Here is a 16,535-nt window from a genome sequence, read left to right as displayed (position 1 = left end):
TATCATAACTTCTATGATAACATATCGCCAACCTTTTTGGCATTGAAATAATAATCCCCCTTTATAAAAGCAAAGCGAAACGACCTTGACTAACAAATTATCAGTCAAGGTCGTTTTAGCTTATTTCTTCAAATGATAACTATAGGTCGAGACAATCACATTTTCGTGAAGATTTAATGCCCGCCGTAATTGTAAGGCGGTTTGGTTATGCAAGATATTTTGCCATGGCTTCTTAGGTACGAATTGTGGGATTAGAACTGTCACCGAATAGTTACGGTTAGCCGCATTTTTAGCAATTACATCAGTAAAACGTAAGACCGGCTTAGTAACTGACCGGTAAGAAGAGTGCAAATCGACAAACCGAACGTCAGGGAAGGCCTGCTTAAATTTCTTAGCCGTTTCATGTTCCTTTTTCGGATTAGTGTCAAAAGAAACGTGCATAGCAATCACGTAATCCCCAATCGAACGCGCATAGTTAATAGCCCCCGTCGTCACATGGGTAACTGAACTAACTAACACGATTACCGTTGAACCATCGTACTTATGGAATTGTGCTTCCTCGTCCATTGTCAAGCGTAATTGGGCGGCAATCTTTACATAGTGATCATGCACCTTATAAAACATAAACAGTAAGAATGGCATGATTACTAGGTATGGCCAAACATTGTCAAAGTGTAACCAGAACAAGAAAATCACTAAGGCAAAGGAAATTAATGCGCCTAATAAGTTAAAGCAAGCATTTAAGACCCAATTCTTTCCTTTTTCCCTAAACCAGTGAATAATCATCCCTGATTGCGACAAGGTAAACGGCACAAATACCCCCACTGCATACAGTGGAATCAAGAGGTTAGTTTGACCATGGAAAATAAAGATTAACGCAATCGCACCAACCGCCAAGAAAATAATCCCGTTAGAATAACCTAGGCGATCACCCTTATCCATAAACAGGTGGGGCATAAACTTGTCCTTAGCCATATTGTAAGCTAACATTGGGAAGGCTGAAAAACCTGTGTTAGCAGCAACGGCTAAAATCATAGCAGTTGCTAATTGAAGGAGGTAATAAAAAATCCCCTTTCCAAAAACTAACGCCCCAATTTGAGATAAGACCGTTTGCTCAGGATTAGGCATTACCCCTAAGTAATAACTAAGGAAAGTAATCCCAGCAAAGAAAGTCGCCAAAATTAAGGACATAATTGCTAAGGTATTAGCCGCGTTCTTTCTTTTTGGCTCCTTAAAGTTTGGCACCGCATTACTGATAGCTTCGACCCCAGTTAGGGAAGAAGAACCCGCAGAAAATGCCTTTAAAAATAAAATAACCGTCATGCCAGGAACACTAGCACCAATCGCAGCTGGGGCGTGGTAAGCCAAATGACCGGTAGCAATATTAATTAATCCCCAAACAACCATCCCGACAATCATGATGACAAAGAAATAAACGGGCACGGTCAGAAATGAAGCTGACTCCCTCATTCCCCGTAAGTTCAAGGTCATGATAAAGAGGACAATTATTACTGAAATTGCCACACTATGGTCACGCAAAGCCGGCACCGCAGAGGTTATCGCTTCAGTCCCCGCAGTCACAGAAACCGCAACGGTCAACATATAGTCAACCAATAATGAGCCCCCAGCCACTAACCCAGCACCTGTTCCCCAGTTCTTGGTTGCGACTACGTAAGCACCACCACCAGATGGATAGGCATGAATAATTTGGCGGTAGGACATTGTAATTGCAAAGAGCAAAATCAGCACAATTCCAGCCGCTGGCATTGCATACCAAGTTGCAGCTGCAGATAAGGCAAATAACACGGTGGTTATCTGTTCGGTCCCGTATGCCACAGAAGACAAAGCATCTGAAGAAAGAAGTGCCAGGGCCTTAAACTTGGTTAAAGATTGCCCGCCTTCCTCTGCAGTTTTTAACGGCTGACCAATTAACAGCCGTTTTAAATAACGCCACATAATAATTTCTCCTTTAGCTAATCGTAATTATCACTTATTCAAAGTAGAAACTTTTTTGATTAAACACCACCATTTTACACCAAAAGCCCCAAAATTAGTAGCCACATCTGATTAAGACTAGTAGGGGCATTTGTAAAATAGTACGCCCTTGATTTAATCATATTTACCTAGGACTTGCAAGCTAATTTTTTAACAAAGTTTTTTCATAACAAAAAAAGCAAGCCTCCTCAAGGAAAACTTGCTTTTAATTACCCTTAATTTTAAATTACATCATACCGCCCATACCAGCAGCTGGTGCTTGAGGAGCTGGATTTTCTTCTGGTTTGTCGGCAACAACCGCTTCGGTTGTAAGTAATAATGCAGAAACTGAAGCAGCGTTTTGAAGTGCTGAACGAGTAACCTTAGTTGGGTCAACAATTCCGGCTTCAACCATATCTACCCATTCATCACTAGCAGCATTGTAACCAATACCGGCCTTTTGTTCCTTTAATTTTTCAACGATTACAGATCCTTCCAGCCCAGCGTTTTCAGCAATTTGACGAACTGGTTCTTCTAAGGCACGTTTAACGATGTTAATCCCAGTTAAAACGTCACCTTCAGCTTTAAGGCTAGCAACAGCAGGAATTACATTTACTAAGGCTGTACCACCACCAGGAACAAAGCCTTCTTCCACGGCAGCCCGGGTTGCATTTAAGGCATCTTCAATCCGGTACTTGCGTTCCTTCAATTCAGTTTCAGTGGCAGCCCCAACTTTAATAACCGCAACCCCACCGGCTAATTTAGCTAACCGTTCTTGAAGCTTTTCACGATCAAAGTCAGAAGTTGTTTCTGCGATTTGCTTCTTAATTTGTTCTACTCTTTCCTTAATTTGAGCTGAGTCACCAGCACCTTCAGTAATTGTTGTATTTTCCTTAGTTACAATTACCTTGTGAGCTGTCCCTAATTGGTCAAGGGTAGTGTCTTTTAATTGAAGGCCTAAATCATCGGTAATCAAAGTTGCACCGGTCAAGATAGCAATATCTTCTAACATTGCTTTGCGCCGGTCACCAAAGCCAGGTGCCTTAACAGCAACTACATTAAAGCTACCACGAATCTTGTTTAAAACAAGGGTTGGTAAAGCTTCACCATCAACATCATCGGCTACAATCAAGAGTGCCCGCCCTTGTTGAACTACTTCTTGAAGTAATGGCAAGATTTCTTGGATGTTAGAAATCTTCTTATCAGTCAACAAAATGTATGGGTTGTCAAGGTCTGCTTCCATCTTATCAGTATCTGTTACCATGTATTGTGATAGGTAACCACGGTCAAATTGCATCCCTTCAACAACGTCTAAGGAAGTATCAATCCCCTTAGATTCTTCAATAGTGATAACCCCATCGTTACCAACTTTTTCCATCGCATCAGCAATTAAGTTACCTACTTCTTCACTTGCTGATGAAATAGAAGCAACTTGGGCGATATCACTCTTAGAAGCAACTGTGTGAGACATCTTGTGTAACCCTTCAACGGCAGCCTTAGTTGCCATTTCAATCCCAGTCCGGATACCAACAGGGTTAGCACCAGCAGTTACGTTCTTCATTCCTTCGTTAACAATTGCTTGGGTCAAGACAGTAGCAGTAGTTGTACCGTCACCGGCAATATCATTTGTCTTAGAAGCAACTTCGGCTACTAATTTAGCCCCCATATTTTCAAAATGATCTTCTAATTCAATTCCCTTAGCAATAGTTACCCCATCGTTTGTGATAGTTGGGGAACCATATGATTGTTCCAAGACAACGTTACGTCCCTTAGGACCAATTGTTGATTTAACTGTGTTAGCTAATTTGTCAACCCCAGCTAACATTTTTGAACGTGCATCTTCTGAAAACTTAATTTCCTTTGCCATTAAATATTCACCTCATATAGTAGTAAATTTAATAAAAACTAGTCAACAATTGCAACTAAGTCGTTTTCACGAACAACTAAGTAAGTTGCATCTTCATATTTAACTTCTGTTCCAGCGTACTTGTCGAATAAGACAAGGTCACCTTCCTTAACACTTGGAGCAACTTTTTGACCATTGTCTAAAACGCGACCTTCACCAACAGCGATAACCTTAGCTGTTTGAGGTTTTTCTTTTGCATTAGCGGCTAAAATAATGCCCCCAACTTTTTGTTCTTCTTCTTTTTGAACTTCTAAAATTACTCGATCTCCTAATGGTTTAAGCACGTTAAATCCCTCCATGTTTTTTTTAGCACTCGTTAACTTTGAGTGCTAACTGATTACAACTATTACTATACTCACTTTAATTTAAAATTGCAAGACTTTTTTATCACTCTCGCCTGGCGAGTGCTAATTTTTTTAACCACGGCTTAACTGTGTTATAATTGACGCTGTTGAAATTTTACTTACAAGCAGAAAGGTTTTTTCAATGGCAAATTCTAAAAACGCGTTGGCATTAGTGCTTACTTATTTTCTAACACTTAACTTTGCCAACCTAGCTAGCTACTGGTGGGCAAAAAGTCCTTATATTTATCTGTTCCTAACAATTATTAACCTCTTAGGTGCGGGACTTATGCTGGGGCTTAACCACCGCTACCCTTATCACAATCAGTTTGAAAGACGACCAGCTCCCTGGTCTGTGAGTTTACTCTACCTCGGCTTAGGACTGTTAGGCTTATTTATTAGTCAAAAATTGGCTTTAGGGTTCGAGAGTTACGTTCTCCACCTTCCAAGCGCTTCTGCCAACACCCAATCTTTGCTAACCATTACGAAATCCTATCCGTACTACGCCTTAACTTTGGTACTAGCCGCTCCACTTATGGAAGAACTCGTCTTTAGGAAGGTACTCTTTGGAACCGTTAGCGACTTTACAAATAAACTCTACCCCTTGTTAGGATCAACTTTTCTCTTTGTGTTAGCCCATAACGATGGTCACTTCTTAGTCTATGCTTTTATGGGCCTAATCCTTAGTGGGGTCTACTATAAGACGGGAAGAATCAGTATTAGCGTGGGGTGTCACCTGGGGATGAACTTACTAATCTTGCTACTTAGCCAAACAATATAAAAAAGAGGGATTTTCACCATAATGTGAAAATCCCTAAGTTATTAGTCTTCATCCTTAGTGCCAAAGTGATCTAAAAAGTAAACCAAAGTTTGGAGTTCGTTGGTCAAATCAACGTTTTGGACCCGGACTGTATCTGGAACAGAAATTCTGAGGGGGGTAAAGTTCAAGATGCCTTTTACCCCGGTTTCCATAATTTCATCAGTTACATCTTGCGCAACAGATGCAGGTACAGTCAAAATAACAATTTCAATCTGTTGTACCGTTAACTGTTCTTTCATATCAGACATTGGGTAGATGGGCACCCCACTTTGAATGGTACCCGTTATCTCGTCATTAACATCAAAGGCAGCACTGATTCGGACGTTATTACTCTTATGGAAGTTAAAGTTTAATAAAGCATGGCCAAGATTTCCGACTCCAATCAAGGCAACGTTAGTCAACTTATCTTGGTTAAGAATCTTTTTGAAGAACTTAATCAATGCTTCAACTTCGTAACCATACCCTCTCTTACCTAGGGCACCAAAATAAGAAAAGTCACGCCGAATGGTTGCCGAATCTACTTTAACAGCTTCAGCTAATTCCGTAGAGGATACCCTTTTTTTACCAGAATCTGCTAGAATGTTAAGGTAACGATAATAAATGGGGAGCCGCTTAGCTGTTGCATTAGGAATATTTTCAGTAGCCATTTTATTTCTCCTTTCACATAGTTCACGAATTAATTCTACCATAACCGCGACTATAAGGAAACAAAGAAGCGTTTACTTTTTCACAATCTTTTTTAAATTCAGCCGGTAAAACCCCAGCTTATCAAGCACTACATCTAAGATTTTCGCTTAAAAAGATTGTACATATTAATTCACAAACATTATTACTATTTAACACAAGCTAAAAACTACACAAGCAGGTGATATTTTCATGATTTTACTTCAAGCACAAGCCGTTGCCCGTCACTTTGGGGCAGACGTCTTGTTTTCAAACGTTAACCTTGATATTCAAGATAATTCTCGGATTGGCTTAGTCGGCAAAAACGGAGCCGGTAAGTCTACTTTAATTTCAATGCTACTCGGTGACTCCGAACCAGATGAAGGCCAAATTGTCCGTAAAAAAGGCCTAACTATCGGCTACCTTGCCCAAACCACTGGCCTTGATTCCGATAGAACTGTTTTTGAGGAAATGAAGTCCGTCTTTGCTTACCTCAAAGAAATGGAAGTTAAACTCCACCAACTAGAAGAACAAATTGCTACCAGCACAGACCATCAAAGCGCTGCTTACGAACAACTAACTAAGCAATACGATCAGTTACTCCATGACTTTAACGCTCAAAATGGTTACGGCTATGAAAATGAAATAAAAGCGGTCCTCCATGGTTTCCACTTCGACGAAGATATGTATGACCACGCCATCACAGACCTTTCCGGGGGACAAAAAACCCGCCTAGCCTTGGCTAAGTTACTCTTAGAAAAACGCGACCTCTTGATTCTAGACGAACCTACTAACCACTTAGACATTGAGACTTTAACCTGGTTAGAAAATTACATTCAAGGCTACCAAGGCGCACTCTTAATCGTTTCTCACGACCGTTATTTCTTAGATAAAATCGTCACCGAAATCTACGAGATCACGCATGGTCACTCTAATTACTATAAGGGAAATTATTCTTATTATATTAAGGAAAAAGCCGCCCGCTTAGCTCAGGAATGGAAGAGTTACGAAAAACAACAAGCAGAAATCAATAAATTGGAAGATTTCGTTAACCGTAACTTAGTCCGAGCTTCTACCACTAAACGGGCTCAAAGCCGGCGTAAACAACTAGAAAAAATGGACCGGTTAGAACGACCTGAAGGCTATGAAAAGGGCCCCCACTTTAGCTTTGAAGGCGAAAAAGAGAGCGGTAATGTCGTTTTAACCGTATCTGACGCTGCAATCGGCTATAATCAGACAACCATTGCCGCCCCCATTAATATCGATTTACGCAAACACAAGGTTATGGCTATCGTTGGCCCCAACGGAATTGGTAAGTCCACCCTCTTAAAGAGTATCCTAGGTAAAATTCCCTTTATCAAGGGTTCAGCCGAACTAGGAACTAACGTTACGGTAGGCTACTACGACCAGGAACAACAAAACCTTGACTTCAAAAAGACTGTGCTTAATGAAATTTGGGACGAACACCCAACTATGCCAGAACGTGACGTCCGCTCGATTCTAGGTAGTTTTCTCTTCGTTGGTGATGATGTTAAAAAAATCGTCGGTAGCCTTTCTGGTGGTGAAAAAGCCCGCTTACTTCTAACTAAGTTAGCCTTAGAACACAATAATTTCTTAATTTTGGACGAACCTACTAACCACTTAGACATTGACAGTAAAGAAGTCCTAGAGCAGGCTATCCTTGATTTCAACGGCACAATTTTATTTGTTTCTCACGACCGCTACTTTATCAACAAGGTGGCCACCAGCGTCTTAGAAATCGAACCAACTGGTAGCACCCTTTACCTAGGTGACTATGACTACTATGTTGATAAGAAAAAAGAACAAGCCGAACTAGCAGCTGCTAAAGCGAGCGAACAATCTGACCAAACTGCACAAGCTACTAGCTCAGTTTCTGATTCTAAGTTAAGTTACCAGCAAAGCAAGGAACGTCAAAAGCAAGAACGTAAACTGCAACGGGCACAAGCTGAGGCCGAAAGTTTGGTTGAACAACTCGATGCGCAAAAGTCTGAAATCGAAGTTGCTATGACTGCTCCTGAAAACTTAAATGATTTAGGCAAACTCCAAGCTTTGCAAAAACAACTTGACCAAGTAACTTCCGACTTAACTGCCGCCGAAACCGCTTGGGAAGAGGCTAGTTTAGCCTTAGAAGAATTTCTAGAACAATAACAAAAAACAGCTTGCAATCACGCTATAAACGCATGGTTGCAAGCTGTTTTTAGTTTAGGCGACTAGTTCCGTCGTTATAATTTAGGGTCACCCCTGGTTGAATGTTAAAAATATAAATATTATAAGAAACACTGTTATCACCGACTGATTGTGCTCGCATCTGCACACCCCTTGCTAGTAATTCATTTTGATAGAAAACGGGGCGCACACTATAACGAACATAGTGCTTAGGACTCGCTTTTAGGTAATCTGCGACTTGATCTTCATATTTAACCATCCCCGGATCATTTAGAGAGCGGGTAGCAGTAATTAGGTTCTTCCAGTTGTTATTTTGCCCCGTTAGCTGATAGCCGATTAGGTGACTTCGATTGTACAACCAGCCCGAACTAATCCGTTTGTTATGCCACCCGGTAGGATTAACCGTCAACCGTTCCCGCTTGGTCTTAGGCATCAAACTTTGATTTAACAAGGCGTCTGCCTGGGTCGCCCGGTTTAAATTATCTAGATTACCATAATGCTGCCACGGACCCTTAGCGGTAGATAAGTCAGCCGTACTAAAGCCAGGCTTATTATTATTGACCGTAATTACTTGCTGACCCTGATAGCTTAATTGCGCTAAATCCTCATTTCCGCTAGCCGTTTGCTTAGAGTCAGTGTCCTCTAAGGTGATTCCTAATTTTTGAGCCTGCGAGGATAGTTTAGCCTTTAAGCTTTCATTTTTACGCTCCTGCTTAGCATTTTTTTCGGTTAGTGAACGTAAAGCGCTAATCAGTTGGGTTTTTGTTTGGTTAAGCGCCTCAACCGGACTATTATTTTGACTAAGAGCTATCCCCGCAATAAAACCAACCGCGATTAAAGCCAGCAAGACTACTGGCTTAACTTTCTTTAGCTGTTTTAAGTTAAGTAGTAACACCAAAATTAATAAGACAATAATTCCAATTCCCATACTCTCGTCCCCCTAACGCTGCGCTTTACGGTAACCGGCAGCTTGTGCCTCTGCTTCAGTGTTAAAGTAAACGGCATTAGCGGCTTTCATAGAATACCTAGCCTGACCGGGTACATGGTAAACGTGAGTATTACGATTGCCGACTATTTGCCCAGTCTGTCCTGTCGTAACAGAACTAGTTTGTGCTTGGCTAACTTCACTGCTAGCTTGAACTTGACTAGTAGCCTGGCTATTAGCACTAGCTTCTAGGCTAGCTAACGAAGTAGAAAGAACCCGCAGGCTACTAGCATCAGCCTTTAAACTAAGCGATTTTTTCTTAGCACTACTAATTCTTGCCCGTAACTGTTTCTTGGATAAGCTAGTTAGGTTAGTCTTGGCCTGAATCGTTGCGGGGGAGTGCTTAACCGTTCCCACAAACCCTAAGGTTAAAATTAACATCAACCAGGCACTTATAAATTTAATCTTTTTCTCTTTCATCCGCTTCACCCTAAAATAGTACGTATGTTTACTTAATTATAACAAAAAAGGCGTCACCCGCCAACTGGGGTAACGCCTACTTACTAAGCAAGAATTACTTAAGAGTAACCTTTGCGCCAACTTCTTCAAGTTTAGCTTGGATTTCTTCTGCTTCTTCCTTAGCAACGCCTTCCTTGATAACTGAAGGTGCACCATCAACTAAGCCCTTAGCGTCTTTCAAGCCAAGACCAGTGATGTCCTTAACAACCTTGATAACCTTAACTTTTGCAGAACCTGCATCAGTTAATTCAACGTCGAATTCTGATTTTTCAGCAGCAGCGTCGCCACCAGCAGCACCTGCAACTGCTACAGGAGCAGCAGCTGAAACGCCAAATTCTTCTTCGATAGCTTTTACTAAGTCGTTTAATTCAAGAATGCTAGCTTCTTTTAAGTCAGCAATAATCTTTTCTGTATCTAATGCCATTTTGATATCCTCCATTTAGGTATTATATATAATTAGTTAAAATAGTTATGCTAAAGACGCATTAAGCTGCATCTTCATCTTTACTGTCAGCAACAGCCTTAACTGCATAAGCGAAGTTGCGAACAGGAGCTTGTAATACGGAAAGTAACATTGAAAGCATACCTTCGCGGTTTGGTAATTTGGCCAAAGCGTTGATTTCTTCAAGAGAAGCAACCTTACCTTCGATCATACCACCCTTAATTTCCAATGCTTCGATATCTTCGGCATATTTAGCCATGATACGAGCTGGAGCGACAACATCTTCAGAAGAAAATGCCACAGCTGTAGGACCTGTGAAAGTTTCATCAAGACCTTCGTAACCAACCTTATCAGCAGCACGCTTCAAGTATGTGTTCTTGATAACACGCATTTCAACGCCAGCTTCACGTAAGTCCTTACGTAAGTTAGTTACTTGTTCAACTGTTAAACCACGGTAGTCAACGACAACTACTGAAACAGCTGATTGGAACTTTTCAGCAACTTCGTCAACGATAGCAGCCTTCTTTGCGATAATTTTTTCACTCACTTAGATTCACCTCCTAGTCATTGTGTCAAGGTTTCTTATTAAAATAAAAAACCCTATGTTCACGAAGACATAGAGAGAGAGTTTATTCAAGTCTCCTCGGCAGGATATTAAGGTTTGCACCACCTGAGTCTTCGGTAGAATCATAATTTAAAAAATTGACCTTCAATAGCATATCATTTTCAAACAAAATCGTCAAGGCTTTTTTGAAATTATTTTAATTCAATTACTTGGTCGCTAATTTCCTTAAAGTAAGGATCGTGACTAACGATTACCACCGTCTTCCCTAGGGAACGTAATTTGATAAAGAGCTCAGCCACCTGGTTGCGTAAATTCAAATCCAAGGACCCAGTCGGTTCATCAGCTAAAACTAATTCCCCCTTGGCAAGTAAAGCCCGGGCAAGCGCAACCCGTTGCTTCTCGCCCCCGGATAACAGTTTCACCTTAGTTTTTAAGCGGTAGCTCAGCCCAACTTGTTTTAGAGCTTCATTCATCTTGAGATTTTTTTCTTTTTTAGTTAGCTTTTGGTAAGCCAGTGCAATCTTTAAGTTAGCCGCAATCGTTTGCTCCTCAAGCAAGCCATAATCTTGAAATACATAGGCCAAATGCTCCCGCCGATAACGCGTTGCCCTTGCCCCTTTAGCTGGGACTACCTGACCATTAAATAAAACATTTCCTGCCTGATAAGTCGCTAGTCCCCCCCATAATTTTTAAAAGCGTCGTCTTGCCAACACCACTTGGCCCATAGATGGTCGTCAAACTATGTTCTTGAATGGCTAAATTTAAATCTTGAAACACTAGCTGCTTGCCATAACTTTTAGTTAAGCCCCTAACTTCGATTAACGTCCTAGTCATTTTCCGCCTCAACCTTTCTCAATGCTAGCCCAGTGACTGCTAGTTCTATCAAGCTGATTATCGCTAACACCACCAACAAATTTAACCCATCAGCTCCCTGGATAACCCTAACTATTCCGTAGGTTCCTATACATAAATATTGACCTAGTAGCAATAGCCAATAGGACTGATAGGCTTTGAAACGGCTATAACCGTAACTGCGTTTTAACCTAATTTCCCGGGCAAATAACTTAAGGTAGCTTCCTAACGAGTAGCCACTCAACAAGATTAAGGTTAACAAGTAGAATAAATTCTCAACCACATGTTCGCCTAAATCAGTCAACTCCTGCCTAAATTCTGCTCGGTCGGCTTGTCTATAACGGATCAATTGGAGGAAATTATCTTCTAAATTAACCTCTTTCATTCGCTTAAGCCATTTCTGACGGAGAGCTTTCTCTGAGCCTTCAAGCGGAATCATTAACCCATCTCTAGGAGAACCGTTCAAAATATTAAGATAGGTTGTCAGACTTTTGCTAGTCACAACATACACAATCTCATCAGCCATTGCCCGTTGATTAAGGGTATCATAGCTAGACTGGTTATACTTTGGGTCAGTGTAAATTACCTTGAGGAGCTTATTACTTGCTTGAACGTACTTTTTTATGTAAGTCAAGGCCGCCCGTTCTTGGTTACGTCGGTCTTTAGGAAGCAAAATAACCAGCCGGTTTTCACTTGGCTTAATCGTGATTTTATGACCATGAATATCTTTTAGTGGGTAAGCATCCAAATAGTAATTATTCATCGTCACGGAAGTTTTAGCACGGGCAACATCGGCCGGTTGTTTGTAAGAAGCCGCCCCTGAATCAATATATAAGATTTTCTCCTTAGCAGCTAAGTGATACAATCTTTTGCCACCGCGCAAATAATTATCAACGTCACCAACCGGATTGCGTCCAACTTGAAGGGGATAAAAGCACAGGTAATCTTTTTTCACTTGGTTAACCTGTACAGATTTAAAGCCACTAATAGTTGCTTCAGCAATATTAAACAGGCTTACAAAGGAAAGAGCCACCACTAAAAACTTCAAGCTAAATAAGCCTAAAAAACTTCCAATTTCTAGCAACTTTTCCTTAAGTTCATCCAAGCTGACTATGTAAAGCACCGTAAGTGTCCCTAGCGAAACTAACAGTTGCCAAAAGAAGATATTAAGGACGATAAAACTTTCCGCCACCCCACCTGCTACTAAAAGCACCGTCATACTCAGTCCAGTCGTTACTGTTAGTAGCAAGCCCGGCACTTTCATAATCGTTATTACCGTCAATGGCAAAGAATAGCCATTAAGTTTGTACAACTTTGCGCTAGCCTGCTCTAAAAAATAGTAAATAACCAAGGCTAGCAAACTAAATAGCAATAAGTAATCATTAATGCTAGCCAGGGTGTCGCTAAAATAAAAATGCGGAATCAATAACTGCTCTTCATCTCTTAGCTGGTAATCACCACTAGCATAGTGCTTCTTGAACTTGTGGTTAATTTGCTGATTGAAATCGGCTAAAAAAGCGTCATACCTAGCTTGATTGCGTGTTTCTACAAAGTATGTCCCCTCATACTGGGCTCAAAGCAGTTTGGCTTCATTCAAAGGTTTTAAAATTACTTGATAACCCTTGAGGTAGGGGTAAGTATAGCGATAGTAGTCTTTTTGCGTACCTAAATCCCCAAAATTACCGGTAATCATACTCGTTGCTAGGTGGTGAACATAGAAGGTGTAGTGGTTGTGATAATTAGAAGTGGGCTTTAATCCAAGTCGATCGTAACTGTAACCCACGTCTGCACACTTCTCTAAATAATTTAAGTGATATTTAGACGCACTTTTATTTAAGGCCGAAAAAATCAACCGTTGCTTTGTAGCTGAATTAATCAACAGGTCCGCCGGCAAGCGCAAGGCGGTAAAGTGCTTGCTCAAATCTTGTTGTTGGGTCGCTAATTGTACTTGTTGTTGGTACTGATTCAGATAAAAACTTGTCAGTCCGGTAAGCATGCTCATCAGCACACTTAAGCCTAACAACCTTTTTTTTGCACTCATCTTTTTCCTCCAATGGTAATTAAAATAATAAAACCACATACAGAGTTTATCTTAACAAAAAAATTGCCACTTGTTTCAAATTCACCCTATTCGGTCGCTTTTCCAACGTATTCGGTTAATTTTAGGGCTATCTAACACATGTAAGGCCAAAAGAAAACCCCCGTAAGAAAAGGTTACCCTTCTCTCACGGGGGACTCTAATCAAAGATTAAAGTGAAGCTAAATCAACAGTTACACTAGGACCGAATGTTGATGCAAAGGATACATGCTTGATGTATTGACCCTTAACAGCAGCTGGACGAGCCTTAGCAATTACGTCGTAGATAGTCTTGAAGTTACCTTCAAGTGCTTCTTCACTAAATGATACCTTACCCAATGGAACATGAACGTTACCGTCGCGGTCAGTTCTGTAAGTTACCTTACCTGCTTTTGATTCTGAAACAGCCTTAGCAACATCCATTGTAACAGTACCAGTCTTAGGGTTTGGCATTAAGCCCTTAGGCCCTAAGACACGACCTAAACGACCAACTTGAGCCATCATGTCTGGAGTTGCGATTGCTACGTCAAAGTCCAACCAACCATCTTGGATTTGTGCAACTAAGTCGTCGTCACCAACAACATCTGCACCAGCTTCTTGAGCTTCCTTAGCCTTAGGACCCTTAGCAAATACAACAACCTTTTGATCTTTACCAGTACCGTTTGGTAAAACAACGGCACCACGTAATTGTTGGTCAGCTTGCTTTGTATCAACGTTTAAGTTGAAGGCAACTTCAACTGTTGCGTCGAACTTAGCAAAGTCGATTTTCTTAACCAATGCAAGCGCTTCGTTAGCGGTGTAGTTCTTACCTGCTTCAACTTGCTTTGCAGCTTCTAAATATTTCTTGCTTTTCTTTTTAGCCATTAGTGAATTTTCCTCCTTGCAATATGTGGTCTATCGGATATACCTCCCACTTGACACAGCCGTTTTCACGAAGTGTCCGACTGAGAAGCATGGCCGTAGAAAGAATAAAATTAGTCTTCTACAACAAAGCCCATGCTTCGTGCAGTACCTTCAATCATGCGCATAGCAGCTTCAACGTCTGCAGCGTTTAGATCTTGCATTTTAGTTTCAGCGATTTCCTTAACTTGAGCCTTAGTTACAGTTGCAACCTTCTTCATGTTAGGTTCGCCAGAACCCTTTTCTACACCAGCAGCTTTCTTAAGTAAAACAGCAGCAGGTGGTGTCTTAGTAATGAAGTCGAATGAACGGTCTTCATATACGCTGATAACAACAGGGATAATCATACCAGCTTGGTCAGCTGTCCGAGCGTTAAATTCCTTAGTGAATCCCATGATGTTAATACCTGCTTGACCTAAAGCAGGACCAACTGGGGGAGCTGGAGTTGCTTTCCCAGCAGGAATTTGTAATTTAACAACGTTGACTACGTTTTTTGCCACGGTAAAAACCTCCTTGTATTCCGTGTGTGGTTCGGATGGTCTTAAAATTTGACCTCCCACGAGTACGCATAAAGCATACCCATAAAATATAGCATAGTAAAAATAAGTTTGCAAGTCTTTTAGAAAATTTATTTGTAACCTAAAATAACTTACTTTTTATAAGTAAAATTGTTATAATGAGTTTACAATTATTAAATATTAAGAAAAGCGAGGTCACCTTATGTATAACCAAGAAACAGTAATTACTTCCTACCTTTTAAACGTCACTAACCTAGCTAACGTGACTAACTACTATCACCACCACCTTGGTTTAGATATCTTAGAAAAAGCATCTAAGCAAGTTATTTTAGGACTAGCTGGCCGCCCCCTCTTAATTCTTAAAGAACAAGTCGGCCAAACCCGTCAGCAGGTAGCCGGTCTTTACCACACCGCCTTTTTAGTTCCAGACCAAGCTAGTCTAGGTGGAATCTTGCGGCACTTACTAGTAACTAATACCCCCCTACTAGGCGGAGCAGACCATGGTTACAGCCAAGCGCTTTACTTACAAGACCCCGAAGATAACGGGATTGAGATTTATTGGGATAAGCCCCTTTCCAATTGGGACGTCCGCGCCACCGGTCAAATCATCGGGGTAACAGAAGAGCTAGATGGCACCCGGCTCTTAGAACTTGCTGACAATCGGACCGGACTACCTCAAAATACTAAGTTAGGTCATATCCACCTTCAGGTCACCGACCTCAAAGCCAACCGGACTTTTTACCAACACAACTTAGGCTTTGAACTTAAAAGTAGCATGAAGCAAGCTGACTTTTTGGCTTACGGACTTTACCACCACCATTTGGCCGCTAATACCTGGACTAGGGCCAAGCTAACAATCAGGTCCCGAAACCAGCTAGGCTTGGGGACCTATGCACTCACTGTTCCCGACCTAGACCTAGTGAGAGAACAACTAGATGTTAATAATTACCCCTACCGTAATTTAGCCACCAAACTAGCCCTCACAGACCCAAACGGAATTGAGTTAATCATTAGCTAAAATAAAAGCGGACTATTTTGGTCCGCTTTTACTAAATAATTTCCTTTTTGACAATCTTTAACTGACCATCTAATTCATAGATAATCGGCTGGCAGTTTTCGACCTCCAAGCCGTCAATGCCTTCGTCACTAATTGACTCTAAGTACTTGATTAAAGCTCGAAGCGTCGATCCATGTGCAACTACTAGCTGATTTTTACCCTCCAATAATTTAGGGGCAACCTCGTCTTGCCAGTAAGGCATAATTCGGTCTAGGGCTTGGTCTAAACTTTCCGCCGTGGGAATACTCCTAGAATCAAGGTTAGCATAACGCCGCTCTAAATCAGGTTTGGTTAAGGCTGGGGGAACTGCATAAAAAGACCGACGCCACAAGGCAACTTGATGCTTGCCATAAATTTTACGCGTATCATCCTTATTTAGTCCCCTTAAGGCACCGTAGTGTCGCTCATTTAAGCGCCAAGTTTTATGCAAGGGCAGATACAGTTGGTGACACGCCTCTGCTACCAAGTTAGCTGTCTTGATTGCCCGCCCTAAAACCGAAGTGTGGATATCAGTAAACTCTAACTCTTTTTGCGCTAGCGCTTGGCCGGCAAAAATTGCTTGCTTTACACCTAGTTCTGTTAAAGGAGCATCATTCCACCCAGTATACACATTTTCTTTGTTAGCGATGCTTTGCCCATGCCTGATGAGCACTAATTTTACCATCTACTTATCCTTTCTTTCTCACACTCTTCTAGCCCAAATTATACCACACTTATTAAGGGTATAAAAAAGAAGCTAACTTAACGCCGCTGGCTAAGTTAGCTTTCCTTTTAAATGAATTGTATTAA

17 protein-coding genes, 1 pseudogene and 1 other annotated feature are annotated in these 16,535 nt (G+C 41.1%); of the genes and pseudogenes, 3 read left to right on the top strand and 15 right to left on the bottom strand.

The window, feature by feature from the left end; all coding sequences use genetic code 11:
- Positions 1-120 precede the first annotated feature (120 nt).
- From FC14_RS01440 to groES, 3 genes are all read right to left on the bottom strand, one after another.
- Positions 121-1,956: an APC family permease gene (locus FC14_RS01440; protein ID WP_056975925.1), complete on the bottom strand. Its 1,836-nt coding sequence runs from the start codon at positions 1,954-1,956 to the stop codon at positions 121-123.
- Positions 1,957-2,221: 265 nt separating this feature from the next.
- Complete coding sequence (gene groL, locus FC14_RS01435; RefSeq protein ID WP_050610917.1) at positions 2,222-3,841, bottom strand: chaperonin GroEL; 1,620 nt, start codon at positions 3,839-3,841, stop codon at positions 2,222-2,224.
- A gap of 38 nt (positions 3,842-3,879) precedes the next feature.
- Entirely contained in the window at positions 3,880-4,164 is a 285-nt protein-coding gene (groES, locus tag FC14_RS01430) for a co-chaperone GroES (RefSeq protein WP_056975923.1), read from the bottom strand.
- A 202-nt stretch (positions 4,165-4,366) separates the two neighbouring features.
- On the opposite strand from groES, the gene FC14_RS01425 reads away from it, so the two are divergent.
- Positions 4,367-5,002, top strand: coding sequence for a CPBP family intramembrane glutamic endopeptidase (locus FC14_RS01425; protein ID WP_050610915.1), 636 nt, complete (start codon positions 4,367-4,369; stop codon positions 5,000-5,002).
- A gap of 41 nt (positions 5,003-5,043) precedes the next feature.
- Here the strand turns inward: FC14_RS01425 and FC14_RS01420 are convergent, their stop codons facing one another.
- Positions 5,044-5,688, bottom strand: coding sequence for a redox-sensing transcriptional repressor Rex (locus FC14_RS01420; protein ID WP_050610914.1), 645 nt, complete (start codon positions 5,686-5,688; stop codon positions 5,044-5,046).
- A 229-nt stretch (positions 5,689-5,917) separates the two neighbouring features.
- Here FC14_RS01420 and FC14_RS01415 point away from each other — a divergent pair, with 229 nt between their 5' ends.
- Entirely contained in the window at positions 5,918-7,873 is a 1,956-nt protein-coding gene (locus FC14_RS01415; RefSeq protein WP_056975921.1) for an ABC-F family ATP-binding cassette domain-containing protein, read from the top strand.
- A gap of 49 nt (positions 7,874-7,922) precedes the next feature.
- Here the strand turns inward: FC14_RS01415 and FC14_RS01410 are convergent, their stop codons facing one another.
- From FC14_RS01410 to rplK, 10 genes and pseudogenes are all read right to left on the bottom strand, one after another.
- A complete protein-coding gene (locus FC14_RS01410) occupies positions 7,923-8,819 on the bottom strand; it encodes a DNA/RNA non-specific endonuclease (RefSeq protein ID WP_056975920.1) in 897 nt (298 codons plus the stop codon).
- 12 nt (positions 8,820-8,831) lie between these two features.
- Positions 8,832-9,296: a sunset domain-containing protein gene (locus tag FC14_RS01405; protein WP_056975918.1), complete on the bottom strand. Its 465-nt coding sequence runs from the start codon at positions 9,294-9,296 to the stop codon at positions 8,832-8,834.
- Between the two features lie 94 nt (positions 9,297-9,390).
- Positions 9,391-9,759, bottom strand: coding sequence for a 50S ribosomal protein L7/L12 (rplL, locus tag FC14_RS01400; protein WP_050610910.1), 369 nt, complete (start codon positions 9,757-9,759; stop codon positions 9,391-9,393).
- A gap of 61 nt (positions 9,760-9,820) precedes the next feature.
- Positions 9,821-10,324: a 50S ribosomal protein L10 gene (gene rplJ, locus FC14_RS01395; RefSeq protein ID WP_050610909.1), complete on the bottom strand. Its 504-nt coding sequence runs from the start codon at positions 10,322-10,324 to the stop codon at positions 9,821-9,823.
- Between the two features lie 35 nt (positions 10,325-10,359).
- Positions 10,360-10,477: a sequence feature (ribosomal protein L10 leader region), on the bottom strand.
- Positions 10,478-10,533: 56 nt separating this feature from the next.
- Positions 10,534-10,959 (bottom strand): annotated as a pseudogene (locus FC14_RS01390) (ATP-binding cassette domain-containing protein); the annotation flags it as partial.
- A gap of 22 nt (positions 10,960-10,981) precedes the next feature.
- Positions 10,982-11,176 carry an ATP-binding cassette domain-containing protein gene (locus FC14_RS11010; protein WP_268872172.1) on the bottom strand — a complete coding sequence of 65 codons (195 nt, stop codon included), beginning with the start codon at positions 11,174-11,176 and terminating at the stop codon, positions 10,982-10,984.
- On the bottom strand, positions 11,169-12,620 hold the full coding sequence (locus FC14_RS01385) for a hypothetical protein (RefSeq protein ID WP_056975916.1): 1,452 nt from the start codon (positions 12,618-12,620) through the stop codon (positions 11,169-11,171). Before FC14_RS01385 ends, FC14_RS11010 begins: the two co-directional genes overlap by 8 nt.
- Before the next feature lie 147 nt (positions 12,621-12,767).
- Positions 12,768-13,235: a hypothetical protein gene (locus FC14_RS01380; protein WP_056975914.1), complete on the bottom strand. Its 468-nt coding sequence runs from the start codon at positions 13,233-13,235 to the stop codon at positions 12,768-12,770.
- 207 nt (positions 13,236-13,442) lie between these two features.
- Positions 13,443-14,135, bottom strand: coding sequence for a 50S ribosomal protein L1 (gene rplA / locus FC14_RS01375; RefSeq protein WP_050610907.1), 693 nt, complete (start codon positions 14,133-14,135; stop codon positions 13,443-13,445).
- Between the two features lie 110 nt (positions 14,136-14,245).
- A complete protein-coding gene (gene rplK, locus FC14_RS01370) occupies positions 14,246-14,671 on the bottom strand; it encodes a 50S ribosomal protein L11 (RefSeq protein ID WP_050610906.1) in 426 nt (141 codons plus the stop codon).
- Positions 14,672-14,891: 220 nt separating this feature from the next.
- Here rplK and FC14_RS01365 point away from each other — a divergent pair, with 220 nt between their 5' ends.
- Positions 14,892-15,707 (top strand): VOC family protein, encoded by an 816-nt coding sequence (locus tag FC14_RS01365; protein ID WP_056975912.1) that lies wholly within the window; start codon positions 14,892-14,894, stop codon positions 15,705-15,707.
- A 31-nt stretch (positions 15,708-15,738) separates the two neighbouring features.
- On the opposite strand, the gene FC14_RS01360 is transcribed toward FC14_RS01365, so the two are convergent.
- Positions 15,739-16,410 (bottom strand): 2,3-bisphosphoglycerate-dependent phosphoglycerate mutase, encoded by a 672-nt coding sequence (locus FC14_RS01360; protein ID WP_056975910.1) that lies wholly within the window; start codon positions 16,408-16,410, stop codon positions 15,739-15,741.
- Positions 16,411-16,535 lie beyond the last annotated feature (125 nt).

Source organism: Ligilactobacillus agilis DSM 20509, assembly GCF_001436215.1.
Lineage (GTDB): Bacteria > Bacillota > Bacilli > Lactobacillales > Lactobacillaceae > Ligilactobacillus > Ligilactobacillus agilis.
Note: the sequence above shows the minus strand (reverse complement) of the source record. Positions and strands in the feature narration are given on the sequence as shown.